Source organism: Arthrobacter silviterrae (assembly GCF_011045165.1).
GTDB classification, from domain to species: Bacteria; Actinomycetota; Actinomycetes; order Actinomycetales; family Micrococcaceae; genus Specibacter; species Specibacter silviterrae.
Genome location: NZ_JAAKZI010000012.1, coordinates 28365 through 45356 on the forward strand (window position 1 = coordinate 28365; position 16992 = coordinate 45356).

Annotated in this window: 13 protein-coding genes; 9 read left to right on the plus strand and 4 right to left on the minus strand. The window is 67.0% G+C overall.

Annotated features, from left to right (window positions below):
• The first annotated feature begins 44 nt into the window (after window positions 1–44).
• Window positions 45–1304, plus strand: a complete 1260-nt coding sequence (locus G6N77_RS08635; protein WP_262452654.1) for a helix-turn-helix domain-containing protein — start codon at window positions 45–47, stop codon at window positions 1302–1304.
• On the opposite strand, the gene G6N77_RS08640 is transcribed toward G6N77_RS08635, so the two are convergent.
• Both G6N77_RS08640 and purD read right to left on the minus strand, forming a co-directional pair.
• On the minus strand, window positions 1301–2227 hold the full coding sequence (locus G6N77_RS08640; RefSeq protein ID WP_165181630.1) for a phosphoribosylaminoimidazolesuccinocarboxamide synthase: 927 nt from the start codon (window positions 2225–2227) through the stop codon (window positions 1301–1303). The two genes, G6N77_RS08635 and G6N77_RS08640, sit on opposite strands and share 4 nt — an antisense overlap.
• Before the next feature lie 15 nt (window positions 2228–2242).
• Entirely contained in the window at window positions 2243–3535 is a 1293-nt protein-coding gene (gene purD / locus G6N77_RS08645) for a phosphoribosylamine--glycine ligase (protein ID WP_165181631.1), read from the minus strand.
• A 270-nt stretch (window positions 3536–3805) separates the two neighbouring features.
• Here purD and G6N77_RS08650 point away from each other — a divergent pair, with 270 nt between their 5' ends.
• From G6N77_RS08650 to purM, 7 genes are all read left to right on the plus strand, one after another.
• Window positions 3806–6370 carry an LPXTG cell wall anchor domain-containing protein gene (locus G6N77_RS08650; RefSeq protein WP_165181632.1) on the plus strand — a complete coding sequence of 855 codons (2565 nt, stop codon included), beginning with the start codon at window positions 3806–3808 and terminating at the stop codon, window positions 6368–6370.
• Between the two features lie 123 nt (window positions 6371–6493).
• Entirely contained in the window at window positions 6494–7123 is a 630-nt protein-coding gene (locus G6N77_RS08655; RefSeq protein WP_165181633.1) for a hypothetical protein, read from the plus strand.
• Between the two features lie 4 nt (window positions 7124–7127).
• Entirely contained in the window at window positions 7128–8132 is a 1005-nt protein-coding gene (locus G6N77_RS08660; RefSeq protein WP_165181634.1) for an asparaginase, read from the plus strand.
• 124 nt (window positions 8133–8256) lie between these two features.
• Window positions 8257–8613 (plus strand): sterol carrier family protein, encoded by a 357-nt coding sequence (locus G6N77_RS08665; RefSeq protein WP_165181703.1) that lies wholly within the window; start codon window positions 8257–8259, stop codon window positions 8611–8613.
• Window positions 8614–8632: 19 nt separating this feature from the next.
• Window positions 8633–8974 (plus strand): MFS transporter, encoded by a 342-nt coding sequence (locus tag G6N77_RS08670; protein WP_165181635.1) that lies wholly within the window; start codon window positions 8633–8635, stop codon window positions 8972–8974.
• Between the two features lie 86 nt (window positions 8975–9060).
• Entirely contained in the window at window positions 9061–10629 is a 1569-nt protein-coding gene (gene purF / locus G6N77_RS08675; protein WP_165181705.1) for an amidophosphoribosyltransferase, read from the plus strand.
• 12 nt (window positions 10630–10641) lie between these two features.
• Entirely contained in the window at window positions 10642–11787 is a 1146-nt protein-coding gene (gene purM / locus G6N77_RS08680; RefSeq protein ID WP_165181636.1) for a phosphoribosylformylglycinamidine cyclo-ligase, read from the plus strand.
• Window positions 11788–11952: 165 nt separating this feature from the next.
• On the opposite strand, the gene G6N77_RS08685 is transcribed toward purM, so the two are convergent.
• On the minus strand, window positions 11953–12183 hold the full coding sequence (locus G6N77_RS08685) for a DUF3073 domain-containing protein (protein ID WP_165181637.1): 231 nt from the start codon (window positions 12181–12183) through the stop codon (window positions 11953–11955).
• Between the two features lie 338 nt (window positions 12184–12521).
• Between G6N77_RS08685 and G6N77_RS08690 the strand changes: the two genes are divergently transcribed.
• On the plus strand, window positions 12522–14258 hold the full coding sequence (locus tag G6N77_RS08690) for a septum formation family protein (protein WP_165181638.1): 1737 nt from the start codon (window positions 12522–12524) through the stop codon (window positions 14256–14258).
• Between the two features lie 17 nt (window positions 14259–14275).
• Here the strand turns inward: G6N77_RS08690 and clpB are convergent, their stop codons facing one another.
• Window positions 14276–16894: an ATP-dependent chaperone ClpB gene (gene clpB / locus G6N77_RS08695; RefSeq protein ID WP_165181639.1), complete on the minus strand. Its 2619-nt coding sequence runs from the start codon at window positions 16892–16894 to the stop codon at window positions 14276–14278.
• Window positions 16895–16992 lie beyond the last annotated feature (98 nt).

Sequence of the window (16992 nt, forward strand, 5' to 3'; positions counted from 1 at the left end):
TAAATGACTTGCTGTATCGGCAAGTTCCAAGGAGGAGCGCAACAGTGGGCAGCAGTTTTGGGGATCGACTAAGGCAGGAACGCTTGGACCGGCGCCTCACGCAGGCCGAGTTGGGCGGTTCGCTCTACTCATCCAGCTATATCTCCTTGCTCGAAAACGGCCGCCGCGAGCCCACCGTGGAAATCATCAAGCAGCTTGCCCGGCAGCTGCAGCTGGCGCCGCACTCCATTGAAGAGTGGGTCCGGCCCGTCTCCACGGAAGAGACCGAATACCTGCAAGCGTCCCTCTACGCCCGGCAGTGCTGGGACACCCGCGACTACTCCACAGCCGCATCCAACGCCGCCATCGCCGCCGAAAAGGCCATCGCCAGCCGCGACTCCGTGACCTGGTGGAACATGACGTACCTGCAGGCCAGCGCCCTGATGCGCAATGTTGAGTGTGAGTCGGCCCTGACCGTGCTGCACCGACTGTTGGCGAACCCGCTGACAGCCAGCAGCGATTCACTGGCACTGCGCACGCGCCAGGTCATGGCTGCCGCGCTGCTTGGCCTTGGCCGGCTCCCCGAGGCCATCGAGCAGGCCACCATGGCCGTGGAAATAGGGTCCGGGGACACCGAGGAGGAGTACTCCTCCTACCTGACGGCCCTGCAAACCCTGATCGGCGCCCTGACCGAGGCCGGCCGCCTGGATGACGCCTGGGAGCACTGCCTGACCCTGGCCGCTGCCATTACCGATTCCACGCCCGCACAGATGGCCGGGGAAATGCACTGGGTGATCGGCAATGTGGCCTTCATCCGCCAGGATGTCAGCAACGGCCTGAACCACCATGCCAAGGCCAGCCGCCTGCTCTCCCCCACCCAGGATTTGGCCCGCTGGGCCCAGTTCAACAAGTCCACGGCGTGGGTGCGGCTCGCTGCCGGCGTGGTGGAACCTGCCACCCTCCAGGCCATTGAGCGCAGTGAACTGGCCCATTCGGTGGTGGGGGCAACGGGAGCTGAAGCCATGGAGCTGACGCTGCTGCGGGCCCGCTGGAACTACCTGACAGGCGACACCGCCCACGCCCTGGCGCTCATTGAGGCCCTGGGCCCGGAGCGGTCCACACTGCCAAGCCACATTGCCGGTGACACGGCGCTCCTGCTGGGCCAGGTCCTGCAGGCCGAGGGCCGCCCGGAGGACGCCCTTCAGGCGTTCCGGGAAGCCCGGGAACTGGCCTTGCAGGCCGGCGCCGCGGACAGGGTGGCCCAGGCGGAGGCGGGCATCAAGGACACTGAATCGCCCCGCGACCTCGGCGCCGTCCAGCGCTAAATGAACTTCTTCCCGGTCAGCCGTTCGTAGGCGTCCACGTAACGCTCCCGGGTGCGCGCAATGACCTCCGCGGGCAGCGCGGGCGGCGGCGTGTCCGACTTCCGGTCCCAGCCGGAGGCGTCGCTGGCGAGCCAGTCGCGCACGTATTGCTTGTCAAAGCTGGGCTGCGCCTTGCCCGGTTCCCACAGCCCGGCGTCCCAGAACCGTGAGGAATCAGGGGTGAGCACCTCGTCGCCCAGGGTGATGGTGCCCGTAGCCGGGTCGGTGCCAAATTCCACTTTCGTGTCCGCCAGGATGATGCCGCGCTCCCGGGCAATCTCCTCCGCACGCGAGTAAATCCCCAGCGTCAGTTCCCGCAGGGCCCGGGCATTGTCCGCCCCCACCGTGCCCACCATGGTGTCAAAGGTGATGTTTTCGTCATGCGTGCCAACCTCCGCCTTGGCCGACGGCGTGAAAATGGGCTCCGCCAGGCGCGATCCGTCACCCAGGCCGTCCGGCAGCGGCAAGCCGCACACTGTCTTCGACGCGCGGTACTCCAACAGTCCCGAGCCCGTCAGGTAGCCCCGGGCGATGCACTCGATGGGGAACATCTCGAGCTTCCGGCACACCATGGCACGCCCCTCCACCGCGGCCGGCACGCCTTCCTCCACCGTGGTCGCAACGAGGTGGTTGGGTACGTCAAGCTGCTCAAACCACCACAGGCTCAGCTGCGTCAGGATCCGGCCCTTGTCCGGAATCTCGCTGGCCAGGATGAAGTCAAAGGCACTGATCCTGTCGCTGGCCACCACCAGGACCACGTCGCTGCGCCCGGCGAACGGCCCGGAGCCCACAGCCGGCGTATAGAGGTCGCGGACCTTGCCGGAGTAGACGTGTTCCCAGCCGGGCAGGGAGGGGGCAGTGCTGCTTGCTGCTGCTGAAGCCATGATGATGTTTTGTCCTTATGCCTTGGGGGCGGGAACCGCCACGGTGATTTCGCCACGCGCTGCCTTGGCCGCAATGTCCGTGCGGTACTGGCCGCCCTCCAGCGAAATTTGCTCCATGCCGGCGTACGCCTTTTCGCGGGCATCTTCCAGGTCCGCGCCCAGGCCCACCACCGCCAATACCCGCCCTCCGGCACTGACCACGCTGCCGTCGTCGTCCATGGCCGTGCCGGCGTGCAGCACGTGGACGCCCTCCAGCCGGTTCGCCTTCTTCAGGCCCCGGATCCTGTCCCCGGTGCGCGGGGTGTCGGGGTAGTTCTCACTGGCCAGCACGACGGCGACTGCCGTCTCAGGTGCCCAGCGCAGCTCGTCGATGTCCTCCAGCTGCCCCTTCGCCGCCGCCATGAGCACGCCGCCAAGGGGAGTCTTGAGGCGGGCCAGGACGGCCTGCGTTTCCGGGTCGCCAAAACGGGCGTTGAATTCGATGACGCGGGTGCCGCGGCTGGTCAGGGCCAGGCCGCAGTAGAGCACGCCGGTAAAGGGGGTGCCCCGGTGGGCCATCTCGTCAATGGTGGGCTGGGCCACGCGGTCGATGACGTCCTGCACCAGGTTGGCCGGCACCCATTCCAGCGGCGAGTAGGCGCCCATGCCACCGGTGTTGGGGCCTTCGTCGCCGTCGAAGATGCGCTTGAAGTCCTGCGCCGGGGCCAGGGGCACCACGGTGCGGCCGTCGGCCAGGACAAACAGGGAAACTTCGGGACCGTCAAGGAATTCCTCAATGACCACGGTGCCGCCCACGTCAAAGCAGGACTGGGCGTGGGTCAGGGCTTCCTCGCGGTCGCTGGTGACCACCACGCCCTTGCCGGCCGCCAGGCCGTCGTCCTTGACAACGTAGGGCGCACCAAAGGCATCCAGCGCATCCGCAGCTTCCGCGGCGTTGGTGGCCACGCGGGCCATGGCCGTGGGGACCTGGGCCTCCGCCATGACGGTCTTGGCAAAGGCCTTCGACGCTTCGAGCTGGGCGGCTTCCCGGCTGGGGCCAAACACCGGAATTCCGGCCGCAGTGAGCGCATCAGACACGCCCGCAGCCAGCGGGGCCTCGGGGCCCACCACCACCAGGTCGCTCTCCAGCTTTAGTGCAAGGGCTGTCACGGCTGCGGGGTTGTTGGCGTCGATGGCGTGCGTGGGCACAATCTCGGCGATGCCAGCGTTGCCGGGGGCCGCATGGACCTCCGTGACATTCGGGTCACGCAAGAGGGAGCGGACAATGGCATGTTCGCGGCCGCCGGGGCCAATCACTAGTACCTTCACGATTCAAGGGTACAAGGCCCCGCAACCACTTCCGCAACGCTTTAGCCGGGCCAGTGGCGGCGGACACATTTCGCCCGGAGTGTCAATGGGCAGGACTCCACGTCCTGATTCTGCGGTTTCTCCCGAAACATGCGGTTTGCCCCTTGCGGCCCGGTTTTTCGACTTGCTAGCGTCAATGGTGGGCTGGCCCGGATCTTTTTCGGGTGCCGGCGCCGGGTTCACCACCGGTTTGCACCCGTGACAGGCATTGGCTCCACCAGGGGGATATTCATGCAGGCATCCACACGCGCCCTTCTTAGGCGCGGAGGCGCGGCCTGTGCCGCAGCCGCCGTTTTCATGGCCGGCACGTTTGCGGCCGGCGCCGCAAACGCCGCCCCTCAACCCGAGCCGCCAGCCGCACCAACAATGTCGGCAGGCTCGGCAACGGCAGGCGCAACGCCGCCCGGCACCGCCAGTGCGCCAGCCACCGCGCCAGCCGCATCCGGCACTGAACTGCCCGGCGGCCTCGCTGAGGCGCTCAAGCGCGATCTTGGCATGACGGTTGAGGAATTCAAGGCCCAGGGCGAGCTTGCCGCCAAGGCCGCGGATGTCCAGGCCGAGGTTTCCACGGTGGATCCCGCCGCCGTGGTTTCGGTGTCCGGGGGCGGCATCACCGTCCAGACAACGGCCACCGACGTTGCCAGGCAAGCCGCCGGAGCCACCAAGGTGACGGTGAAGGCCACCCCGTCGGCACTGGGACCCGCCAAGGTGGACGCCGCCAGCGTGGATGCGCTGTTCAACGACTACGTCAAGACGTTTGGTGCCAGGAACCTGCTTTCGGTGGCCCAGAACATTAGCGGCGATTTTGTTATTCGCACGGGCGACCTCAAGTCCCCCGCCACGCCCACAGCGTCCCCGCGCGCGTTTGCCAGGGCAATGCCGTCCGTCACGGAATTCGCCGCCAAATACGGAAACGTGGTGGTTGTAGACGCCACGGGCCCCGGAACAGCGCACTACGCGGTGGGCGACCCTTTCGACATGGTCAACGGCGAGGGCTACTACACCTCTGATGACAGCAACGGGCACGGCGGGCTCTGCAGCATCGGCTGGAACGGCTTCAACATGGCGGGCGCGCCCGCCGTCATCTCCGCAGGCCACTGCACCTCCGACGGCGCCACGACGGTGGCGGCCTTGACGAACCCGGCGAATGAAAATGTGACGACCAACAGCTTCAACACCGCATCCCTGTTGACCCCCCTCGGCAGGGTCGGCTTCTCACAATTCGGCGGCCCAAACAACAGCTTCACCACGTCAGACCTGTTGGGCAACCCCGCTTCAAACATCGGCACCGACGTCTCCGTCATCAACGAAATCGCCGGCAACCTCACCCAGCTCCCCGCCGTGGCCAAGTGGACCGGGGCAAAATCCTGGGTTCCCACGGCTCCCCAACAAATTTCCGCCGACACCGTCCATGTCACGGGCGTCGGCGATGCGGTTCTCGGGGCAAAAATCTGCAAGTCCGGCCGCACTACGGGCTGGACCTGCGGAACCGTGGACGAAAAGGGCGCGTATGTCATCCAGGGGATCAACGCCCCGTCGCCCGTCAACCCGGGCGGCAACCCCAACGACCTGCGCGCTGTCCGCGGCTTTGCCTCCATCGGCAACCTGCGCAGCGACCACGGCGACTCCGGCGGCCCCGTTATTGCAGGCACCACGGCGGTGGGCATCACCAGCGCCGGCGGCACCATGGACGACGGCACCACCGTTGCGATTACAGCCGACATCAGGCCGGCCCTGGCCGCCACCAACGGCTACACCGTCAAGATCTTTCTGGGCACACCTGCGGTGACCACCAAGGGCACCGTGTACCGCGAGGCAACCATCAGCGGCGCCGTGGCGGACGCCCCTGCGGGCACGCTGGTTGACGTCACGATCGACGGCGTCAAGTCCGCGCCTGCGCCCACTGTTGCCGCCAACGGCACGTGGTCAGTGAAGGCACCGAACAAGTTCGGCACCTTCGCCATCACGGCCCAGGCGAGGAACGGCTACAGCACCTCGGCAACCGCCACGGCGTCCATTCAGGTCATCAAGGCGACCCTGGCCGCCCCCGCGTTCACCGCCCCGGCCCTGAACGGCTCCGCCACGGTCCCCGTCTCCGCCATCACGGGCACCGGCAAGGCCGGCGCCACCGTGACTCTGTCCGGCGACGTCACTGGTACCGCCGTGGTTGCTGCAAACGGCACGTGGAGTGTGGCAGTGGCACCGGCGTTGGAGATCGGCAGCTACACCGTCACGGCACAGCAGACCCTGGCCGATTGGAATGACTCCCCGGCCGCCACCAGCAAGTTCACGGTGGTGCCGGCCGCTCCGGCCGTCACCTCACCGAGCCAGGGCCAGCAGTTCCCTTATGACCAGGGCCCCGTTACCGTTTCGGGCACCAACACCCCCGGCGCCACGGTCAAGGTGACCATTAATGGCCAGCAATATGACGCCACGGTTGACGGCTCCACGTGGAGCATCACGTTCAGCCAGAAGTTTGCCAGCGGCAACTACAGCCTCTCGGCAGTCCAGACCCTCAATGGCCAGTCCTCCCCGGCGGGCAAGGCTGACTTCGTGGTGCTGGCCAAGCCCACGCCTCCGGCTACGCAGAAGCCCGCACCCACCACGCCAGGTGCCACCACCCCGGCCTCCCCCGCCGCTCCGGGCGCAGCCGGCGGGGTGGACCCCTCCAACAACGGCGGCCTGGCCAACACGGGTGCCTCCAGCGCCCTGCTGCCACTGGGCGCCGCAGGGAGCCTGCTGGTGCTCGGAGGGGCTGCGTTCCTGCTGTTCCGCCGCCGCAAATCCGCGCACTAACGGCAAAGCCATAGGCTGTAACACATAACCAGTAAGGAGTGGGTCCCGTTCATCACGAATGGGACCCACTTGCCATTTCGCCCTCTTTTCACCCCGGCGGTCCGCACGAAGGCAGGAGCAACAATGACGAGCAGCAGACTGGCCGCCCTGGCCATGGCGGCCTCAATGACCGGCGTCCTGGGCATGGCGGCCTGCGGACAAGGCAGCGCCCCGGGAACCCAGAGTCCGGGAGAGCAGGCATCGGCGGGAACAGTGCCAAGCTCCGCCGCCACAAGCTCCACCGCCACAAGCCCCTCCGCTGCAAGCACCGCGGGTTCCGCCACCACGCCCGGCGCCGCGGAGACCACTGCGCTGCTCCAGCTCAATGACTCCTTGAAGACCCGGCTGGGCGCCGCCTACGCGGATGCCTGGATTGAGGGCAACAAGCTCCACGTTGCCGTCACCACGAAGGATGCCGAAACCATTGCCGCCAGCGCCGGGGCCATCCCTACCCTGGTCACCATCAATGCCGCGGAACTGGAAAAGGCGGTGGAGGCCGTGGCCGCCTGGCAAACCCGGCTTCCCGGGGCGCAAGGTGCGGCGATCCACAGGATCATTCCGGACGGGCGGACAGGCACCGTCACCATCTATGTGGCCCCGGCACAATTGGCCGCCGTCGCCCGGGCCGCGGCTGCAGACAAGCCCACCGGCTCCGTCCCCCTCCTCCTCAAGGAATCCACCGGCATTCCCACTCCTTCCCAGCCGCTAGGATGACAGCATGATCCAGACTTTTCGGGCGCACGACGCCGTTGAACTCGCCGTCGTGGAACGCAGCGGCTTCGTGGAGTCCCGGCACCTGGGTTCCGCCGTCGTCCTGGCCGGGGACGGCTCGGTGGTCACGTCCCTGGGGGCCATTGATTCCCCCATCTACCCGCGCTCCAGCATCAAGCCGTTCCAGGCGCTGGCCGCCATGCAGTCCGGCGTGCCGCTGCGCGGGGCACAGGTGGCCGTGGCCGCCGGCAGCCACACGGGTTCGCGCGAGCACCTGGATGTGGTCGCCGGCATGCTCAAGGCTGCCGGCGTCACCGAAGCCCAGCTGGGGTGCCCGGCAGCCTGGCCACAGGATCGCGCGGCCCGGGCCTGGCTGGTCCGCAACGACAGCGGCCCGTCCAGGCTCGCCATGAACTGCTCCGGCAAGCATGCCGCCTTCCTGTGGGCGTGCTCGGAAAACGGCTGGGACACGGCCGGCTACCTGGAACCAAACCATCCCATGCAGCGGGCGGTGCGCTCGGTCGTGGAGGAATACACGGGCCAGCGGGTCCAGCACACGGGCGTGGACGGTTGCGGCGCCCCTGTCATGGCGGTGACGCTCAAGGGATTGGCCCGGGCGTTCACCACCCTGGCCAAGGCGCCGTCGGACCGCAACGCCAATGCCCGCGCCGCCACCATTGCAACGTCCATGCTGGATTACCCGTGGGCAGTGGAGGGCCGCGGCAGGCCCAACACCGTGGTCATGGAGGAACTGGGCGTGCTGGCCAAATTGGGCGCAGAAGGGGTCATCGCCATGGCCACCCCCACGGGCGCCAGCGTGGCCGTGAAGATGCTTGACGGCAACGGCCGCGCCGCAACCCTGGTGGCCCTGACGCTGCTGGCCGCCGCCGGCGCCCTGGACGTGCCCGACGTGGCCCAGGTGCTGTCCAAGGTGGTGCCGCCCGTCATGGGCGGAGGGCACCCGGCCGGCAGCCTGAGGCTGGGCCAGGCCGTCAGCGCCCTGCTGGACTAGGCTGCCGGACTAGGTTGCCGGACTAGGCTGCCGGACTAGGCTGCCGGACTAGGCTGCCGGACTAGGCTGCCGGACTAGGCTGCCGGACTAGGCTGCCGGACTTGGCAGCCGATACGTAGGAGGAATTGTGGCATCCCGCCGCCGAGTGGACATAGCTGATGGCCAGGCCGCCCTGGCTGCATGGCAGCAGGGCGGCGTGCCGCGTGCCGTGCTGGCCACGGCCGTGCGCTACACGCTGGAGGAACTCTCCTTCCGTGTCCCCGGCAACTCCGTGGAAGTGCGCGTGCCGCCCTTTGGCGTCACGCAGTGCATCGCCGGGCCGCGCCACACCCGCGGCACCCCGCCCAACGTGGTGGAGTGCGACGCCGACACCTGGCTTGCGCTGGTGACCGGCCGGACCAGCTGGGGTGCCGCCGTCGAACACGCCCTGGTGGCCGCCTCAGGACTGCGGGCGGACCTCTCAGGGGTGCTTCCACTCTAAGGCGGGTACCCTGTTAAGCATGACTTCCCAGCCTGCCGACCCTTCATCCGACGCCGCCCGGACGCCCCCTGAACGGCGCCGCGTGCAGCTGCGCCGGGCACCCAAGTACGTTCCGTTCCTGATTGCGGGGGCCCTGGTGGGCGTGGTGGTGGCCGGCATTCTCACACTCATCTCCCCCGGCATCGAAAACTTCGATCCGAGCAGCATTTTTGGCTTCTTCGCCGTCCTGCTGGTCCTGCCGGGAGCCGGACTGGGAGCGGTGGTGGCCCTGGTCATCGACAGGCGGAGCCTGCGGCACTCCCTCACAGCAGTGGTGGAATCCGTCCCCGAGCACGACGACGGCAGCCCGGCCTCCGCGTAACGCCCGGCGCTTTGCCGGAGGTCCGGCTGGAGGCCCTGCTGGAGGCCCTGTTAGAGGCCCGCGCCATTACATGAGATAATTTTATGGTGGCACGCGGAGACGGAAAACTTTCCCATGATCTTTTACCCGGCGAGAAGGGCCCTCAGGACGCTTGCGGCGTCCTGGGCATCTGGGCACCCGGCGAAGAGGTTGCAAAACTAACGTATTACGGGCTGTATTCGCTGCAGCACCGCGGCCAGGAGTCGGCGGGCATCGCGACCAGCGACGGCAAGCGGATCAGTGTGTACAAGGACATGGGGCTCGTGTCCCAGGTCTTTGACGAACCCACGCTGAACACCCTGACCGGGCACATGGCCGTGGGCCACTGCCGGTATTCCACCACGGGGGCCGCGAATTGGGCCAATGCCCAGCCCACCCTTGGCGCCACCAGCACCGGCACCGTGGCCTTGGCGCACAACGGAAACCTGACCAACTCCGCCGAACTCCATGAGATGGTGATTGCCAAGTACGGCGTCCCCACCTCTGGCGAAATGGCGCAGGGCAACACCACCGACACGGCACTGGTCACCACACTGCTCCAGGGCGAGGACGGCCGCTCCCTGGAAGAGACGGCCATGGAGCTGCTGCCCAAGGTGCACGGCGCCTTCTGCTTCGTTTTCATGGATGAACACACCCTCTACGCCGCCCGCGACCCGCACGGCGTGCGCCCGCTGGTGCTGGGCCGGCTGGAATCAGGCTGGGTGGTTGCCTCCGAAGGTGCCGCCCTGGCCACCATGGGTGCCAGCTTCATCCGCGAAATTGAGCCCGGGGAATTCATCGCCATTGACGAGGACGGCGTGCGCACGCAGCGCTTCGCCCCGGCCACCCCCGCCGGCTGCGTCTTTGAGTACGTCTACCTGGCCCGCCCGGACGCCACCATCGCCGGGCGCTCCGTGTACGAATCCCGCGTGGAAATGGGCCGCCAGCTGGCCCGTGAAAACCACGCCGACGCCGACCTGGTCATCCCGGTACCCGAATCCGGCACCCCGGCGGCCATCGGCTATGCCGAGGAGTCTGGCATTCCGTTTGCCCACGGTTTCGTCAAAAACGCCTATGTGGGCCGAACATTCATCCAGCCCAGCGAAACCCTGCGCAAGCTGGGTATCAAGCTGAAGCTGAACGCCCTGGAATCCGTCATCCGCGGCAAGCGCATTGTGGTGGTGGACGATTCAATCGTTCGCGGCAATACGCAGCGGGCCGTGGTGCGGATGCTCAAGGAGGCCGGCGCCGCCGAGGTCCACGTCAAGATTTCTTCCCCGCCCGTCCGGTGGCCATGCTTCTACGGCATTGATTTTGCCTCCCGCGCAGAACTGATTGCCAACGGAGCCGCCGTTGCTGAGATCGGCAAGTCAATTGGTGCCGATTCCCTCGCCTACATTTCCGAGGATGGCATGATCAATGCCACCCTCCAGCCGCGCGAACGGTTGTGCACGGCCTGCTTCACGGGCACCTATCCCATTGAGCTGCCCTCCAGTGACAGGCTGGGCAAGAACTTGCTGGAGCGCACCCAGGCCGGCGACAATACCACCTCCACCGGCTGCGACCCGGGTCCCGACGCGGAACTGGAAACCCTCCTCACCGACCAAGACCGCGCCGCCGCCGCAGACGGTTCATAAGAAAGAGACGCCATGACCAACGCCTCCCAGGAATCCCCCACTGCCATCACCTACGCCAGCGCCGGTGTTGACACCGAGGCCGGGGACCGCGCCGTCGAACTCATGAAGGAGGCCGTCAAGGCCACCCACGGCCCGTCAGTGGTGGGCGGCTTCGGCGGCTTCGCCGGGCTGTACGACGTCTCCAAGCTGCTGAGCTACAAGAAGCCTTACCTGGCCACCTCCACGGACGGCGTCGGCACCAAGGTGGCCATCGCCCAGGCCATGGACATCCACGACACCATCGGCTACGACTTGGTGGGCATGGTCGTGGATGACATCGTGGTGGTCGGCGCCGAGCCCCTGTTCATGACCGACTACATCGCCACCGGCAAGGTGGTCCCGGAGCGGATCGCCGACATCGTCCGCGGCATCGCAGGCGCCTGCAAGGTGGCCGGCACCGCGCTGGTGGGCGGCGAAACCGCCGAACACCCCGGCCTGCTGGCACCTGACGAGTATGACGTGGCCGGCGCCTGCACCGGGGTGGTCGAGGCAGACCTGCTGCTGGGGCCTGAGCGCGTGCGCGCCGGGGACGTCATCATCGGCATGGCCTCCTCCGGCTTGCACTCCAACGGCTACTCCCTGGTGCGCCGCGTCATCAACCACGCCGGCTGGGCCCTGGACCGCCAAGTCTCCGAATTTGGCCGGACGCTGGGCGAGGAGCTCCTGGAGCCCACGCGCGTCTACGCTGCCGACTGCCTGGACCTGGCCCGCTTCCTGCCCGTCACCGCAGAGAAGGCAGTGCACGGCTTCAGCCATGTCACCGGTGGCGGCCTCGCAGCGAACCTGGCCCGCGTGCTGCCGCAGGGCCTGGTGGGCACGGTTGACCGTTCCACCTGGAGCCTGCCGGCCATCTTCACGCTCGTGTCGCAGCTGGGCAATGTGCCGCTGGCAGACTTGGAGCGCACGCTGAACCTGGGTGTCGGAATGGTGGCCGTGGTTTCCGCCGACGCCGCCGATTCCGCCCTGGCAAGGCTGAATTCGCGCGGCCTGCCGTCGTGGGTCATGGGCACTGTCACGGCCGAGGCAAGCGAAGCCGACCGGTCCGGGACCGACTACACGCAGGGCGCGAAGGGTGTTGACGGCGGCGCCGTCCGCCTGGTGGGCAGCTACGCGGTGTAGTCCCCAGACAGAAATTGCCGCCGTTCCCGCATTTTGCCACCGCTACACAGGTGGCAAAATGCGGGAACGGCGGCATTTTTGTGGGACAACAAAATCCCCACACGTCGCCTCAGCTAACTTGCTGTGCGTCGTGCAGGGTTTGTTGCCTATGGCGACTAAGCGGTCCTAACCGATGCGGCGGGAGTCCACTTCGTCGTCGTCCTCAAACTGATCCGCATATTTGTCTTCATATGCCGAGTAGTCCGGCTCTGCGGGGATCTCACTGTGATGGCTCGGGGCTCGCCGAGTAGTCGCACCGAGCTCTTTTTGCAGAGCGGAATAGTCAGTGTTCGGGGAATAGTACTTGATATCCCGAGCCTGCTTGGTTGCCTTCGCCTTTTGACGGCCGCGCCCCATGGCGTGACCCCCTTTTTACACTTGGACCGGAGGTGGTCGCTCGGGCTGAGAGCGAGGCTCCGGAATATTCGGTCAATTTGTCGTACTCCTAGATTACATGAGTTCTGCGCCAACCGTTCCCGCCCATGGGGTCTTCTCCCCATCGTGAAGTGGACATTTTCCATCGGTTGGCCGCAAATGTTCGGTAGAGTCACTCGCATGGGGAGTTTTTTCCCGCAGGGGAAGCGCGGCACACGCTGTGAAGTCCGTCCGCGGCCGGTTCGCGGACAAGGTCATTTTCCTTATTTCAGGCAAAAACAGGTGCCACAGACTGGTGCAGCAGGGAAGGCAAGTTCTCAATGAGCGATCACGACAATTCTCACGACCAGGTACCGGAGGAGAATCCGTCCGCAAATCCCGGCCCGGACATTCCCGACGTCGACTTTGAATTTGCCGAACCGCAGCTGGGTCCTGCCGAGATCAGCCCGGATGTTGCCGAAAGTGTGAACCTGGACGAGGTTGAGGCCGAAGCTGCCAGGGTGGCCCGCGAGGCTGAGAGCTCTGCCGAGCTGCCGGCGTCGGAGGTTGTTCCCCCCATTCCGGACTCCCGACTGGATTTTCGGCACCAGGACGGCCAGGCAGCTGGCGAGTCTTCCGAGGTGGATGAGTCCACCGTACTGCGCACCGATTTCACCAAGGCACCCGTCGCGAACAATCCCTGGACCGCGCCCGCCCAGCCCACCGCGCCACCGGCTTCCTCCCAGCTTTCCAACGCGGACGACGCCGGCCAGCCGCCTGCCGCTGCCGGGTCACCTGTTGCCGAGGTGCCCGTCGCTGACAAGCCGATTGCCCAGGCGCCGGTTGCCGAGGTGCCCGCCCAGAATGAGGCCGACAAGGAAACGCTGATCCGCCCCGTCCCGCCCGCAGTGGCTCCCGGTGCGCCTGCTGCCCCCGCAGCCGCCCCTCACATTGGCCGCGGAATCGACGACGGCTCGGGCTGGCGCCGCCCGGAAACGCCCTGGCAGCAGTCCGCCACGCCGTGGCAGCCCAAGGCCAACTCCTGGCAGTCACCCGGACAGGTTGCGCAGGGTGCCGCGGATGCAGCAGCTGCCGCGGCGGCTTCAGCGTCAGCCAATGGAGAAAGCCAGGCTCCGGGACAGCCGCCCGCCGGCGCTCCAAGCCAGCCACCCTATGGGCAGCAGCCCTGGCCACCCCATGGACAACAGCCGCCCGCCCAGCAACCATATGGGCAGCAACCCCAGGGGCAACAACAGCCGTCCGCCCCATCCGGCAGCCACGCCCCATACGGCGCCCCCATGCAGCACGGAACCCCGAATGCCGGTGGACCAAACTATGCGGCACCGAATTATGGCGCATCCGGCCAGCAGGCATCCGGCCAGCAGGCAGGATTTCCCCCTGTTCCCCCCGTTCCCGGCCAGCCCGGACAGCCCGGTGCCCCGTGGCAGGGCGTTCCCGGCCAGCAGCCCGGCGGCACTCAGGGTTTCCCGGGAGGCCCCGGCGGGACGGGTTCGCCGGATGGCAGGAAGAAGCTGTTCATCATCCTCGGTGCGGTGCTTGTCGCCGTCGTGCTGGTGGTCCTGCTGGTGTGGATGGTGTTCAGCCTGTTGCTGGGCAGCACAAAGGCCGGCGACATCACACCACAGCCGGTCCAGACGTCGGCCGCTGCGGACAACTCCAACGCCGACGCGTCGCCGTCGGCCGCAAGCAGCGATGGGGACGTTATCGTGGCGCAGGCATCGTCGCTGGACTGGCTCGACGGTGATTGCCTTCGCGGCTTCAACGGGATTGAAAAGTCCGCTGACGTGGTGCTGTGCAGCAGCCCGCATTCCGCCCAGGTGGTTGCGTCCTACGAGTACCCGATGGCGGACAGTTTCCCCGGTGACGACACCGTCAAGGCCAAGGCCACCGAGGTTTGCAAAAACGCCCCGGTGACCACCGCCGCCAAGAACTACAAGGGACTGAAGTCATACAGCGCCTACCCAACCTCGGGCTCGTGGGATGGCGGGGACCGCCGCGTCCAATGCATCGCGGTGGACCCGACAGGCGACAACATCAAGACCACTCTGGTCAATTAGTCCGGCCGGCCCCGGCCCTACTTGCGGCGGACGGTCAGGCCCGATTCGCCTTGGGGGACCTCGTCCATGGTGAGCTCGTCAAAGTCCGTGGCCGTGTCCACCAGGACAGTGTCGCCGTCCGTGATGGTGCCCGAAAGCAGTTCCCGGGCCAGGCTGTCACCAATTTGCCGCTGGACCAGCCGGCGCAGGGGCCTGGCGCCGTAGGCGGGGTCGTAGCCGCTCAGCGCGAGCCAGGCCTTGGCGGAATCGGTGACCTCCAGGGTCAGCCGGCGCCCGGCCAGGCGGGCGGCGAGCGACTGCACCGCCAGCTCAACGATCCGGGACAGCTCCTCCACGCTCAACGCGTCGAACATGACAATTTCGTCGAGCCGGTTCAGGAATTCGGGCTTGAACGACGCCTCCACGATGGACATGACAGCCTTGTGCTTCTCATCATCCGTCAGTGACGGGTCCACCAGGAACTGGGAGCCCAGGTTGGAGGTGAGGACCACAATGACGTTGCGGAAGTCCACGGTGCGGCCCTGACCGTCGGTGAGGCGGCCGTCGTCGAACACCTGGAGCAGGATGTCAAAGACCTCCGGGTGGGCCTTCTCCACCTCGTCCAGCAGCACCACGGAGTAGGGCCGGCGGCGCACGGCCTCGGTCAGCTGCCCGCCCTCGTCATAGCCCACATATCCGGGAGGGGCACCGACCAGGCGCGACACGGAGTGCTTCTCGGAGTACTCGCTCATGTCGATGCGGATCATGGCGCGTTCGTCGTCGAAGAGGAAGTCGGCGAGCGCCTTGGCGAGCTCCGTCTTGCCCACCCCGGTGGGGCCCAGGAACAGGAAGGAGCCTGTTGGGCGGTCGGGGTCGCTGATGCCGGCGCGGGCGCGGCGGACGGCGTCGGACACGGCCGCCACGGCCTTGGTCTGGCCGATCAGGCGGGCGCCGATCACCTGCTCCATGTGCAGCAGCTTCTGGCTTTCGCCCTGCAGCATGCGCCCGGCCGGGATGCCGGTCCAGGCGGAGATGACCTCGGCGATGTCGTCCGCGGTGACTTCCTCGGCCACCATGAGGTCCTTCTTTTCTGTTTGCTCCTCGGCAGCGGCAGCGTCCAGTTCGTGCTGGAGCGCGGGCAGTTCGCCGTAGAGGATGCGTGAGGCCAGTTCCAGGTCGCCGTCGCGCTGGGCCTTGTCGGCCACGGACCGGCGCTCATCCAGCTTTGCCTTGAGCTCGCCCACGCGGTTCAGGCCGGCCTTTTCGGCTTCCCAGCGGGCATTCAGGCCGGCCAGCTCCTCCTTCTTGTCCGCCATGTCGGCACGCAGGGCCTCCAGCCGTTCGGCCGAGGCCTCGTCGCTTTCACCGGACAGTGCCAGTTCTTCCATGGTCAGCCGGTCCACTGCGCGGCGCAGCTGGTCGATCTCCTCCGGCGCCGAGTCAATCTCCATGCGCAGGCGGGACGCGGCCTCATCCACCAGGTCAATCGCCTTGTCAGGCAGCCGGCGGCCGCTGATGTAGCGGTCGGACAGCGTCGCGGCGGCCACCAGTGCGGAGTCGGCGATCTGGACCTTGTGGTGGGCCTCGTAACGTTCCTTGAGGCCGCGCAGGATGCCGATGGTGTCATCGACGCTGGGCTCGCCCACGTAGACCTGCTGGAAGCGGCGCTCGAGGGCAGGGTCCTTTTCAATGTTTTCGCGGTATTCATCCAGCGTGGTGGCGCCGATCAGGCGCAGCTCACCCCGGGCCAGCATGGGTTTGAGCATGTTGCCGGCGTCCATCGATCCCTCGGAGGCACCGGCGCCCACCACGGTGTGCAGCTCGTCGATGAACGTGACAATCTGCCCGTCGGAGGCCTTGATTTCCTCCAGGACGGCCTTGAGCCGCTCCTCAAATTCGCCGCGGTACTTGGCCCCCGCCACCATGGATGCCAGGTCCAGGCTGATGAGCGACTTTCCGCGCAGGGATTCGGGCACGTCCCCGGCCACCATGCGTTGGGCCAGGCCTTCGACCACGGCGGTCTTGCCCACCCCGGGATCCCCGATGAGCACAGGGTTGTTTTTGGTGCGGCGGCTGAGAACCTGGATGACGCGGCGGATTTCGGCGTCCCGGCCGATCACGGGGTCCAGCTTGCCGGAGCGGGCCACGGCCGTCATGTCAACGCCAAACTTTTCCAGCGCCTGGAAGGTGTTTTCGGGATCCGGCGTGGTGACCTTGCCGTCCCCGCGCACCATGGGCAGGGCAGCATCCAGCGCGGCCCGGGTTGCACCTGCCTGGTGCAGGGCACTTCCCGTTGCGCCGGCGTCGTTCGCCAGGCCCAGCAGCAGGTGTTCGGTGGAGACGTAACTGTCCCCCATGCCCTCGGCGGCCTGCTGGGCCGCCTGGACGGCGAGCAGGGTGTTGCGGCTGAGCTGGGCCTGTGCCACGGAGGTGCCGGACGACGACGGCAGGTGCCGGATGGCGGTGCTGGCGGCGACACTGACCACGTCGGGGTCGATGCCGGCGGCCTTCAGCAGCGCCACGGCCACGCCCTGGCGCTGGTCCATGAGCGCCTTGAGCAGGTGGGCCGGTTCCACGGTGGGGTTGCCGGCGGTGGAGGCATTCATGGCGGCGGCAGAAAGAGCCTCCTGGCTCTTAGTGGTGAATTTCGCGTCCAAGAGGGGTCCTTTCATCGGGTTGGTGTGGCGCGTCGTGTGTTCAAGTTGAGTCTACTACGCTCAACTTTCGCCCGGCGTGTTTCGCGGGATAATTCTTC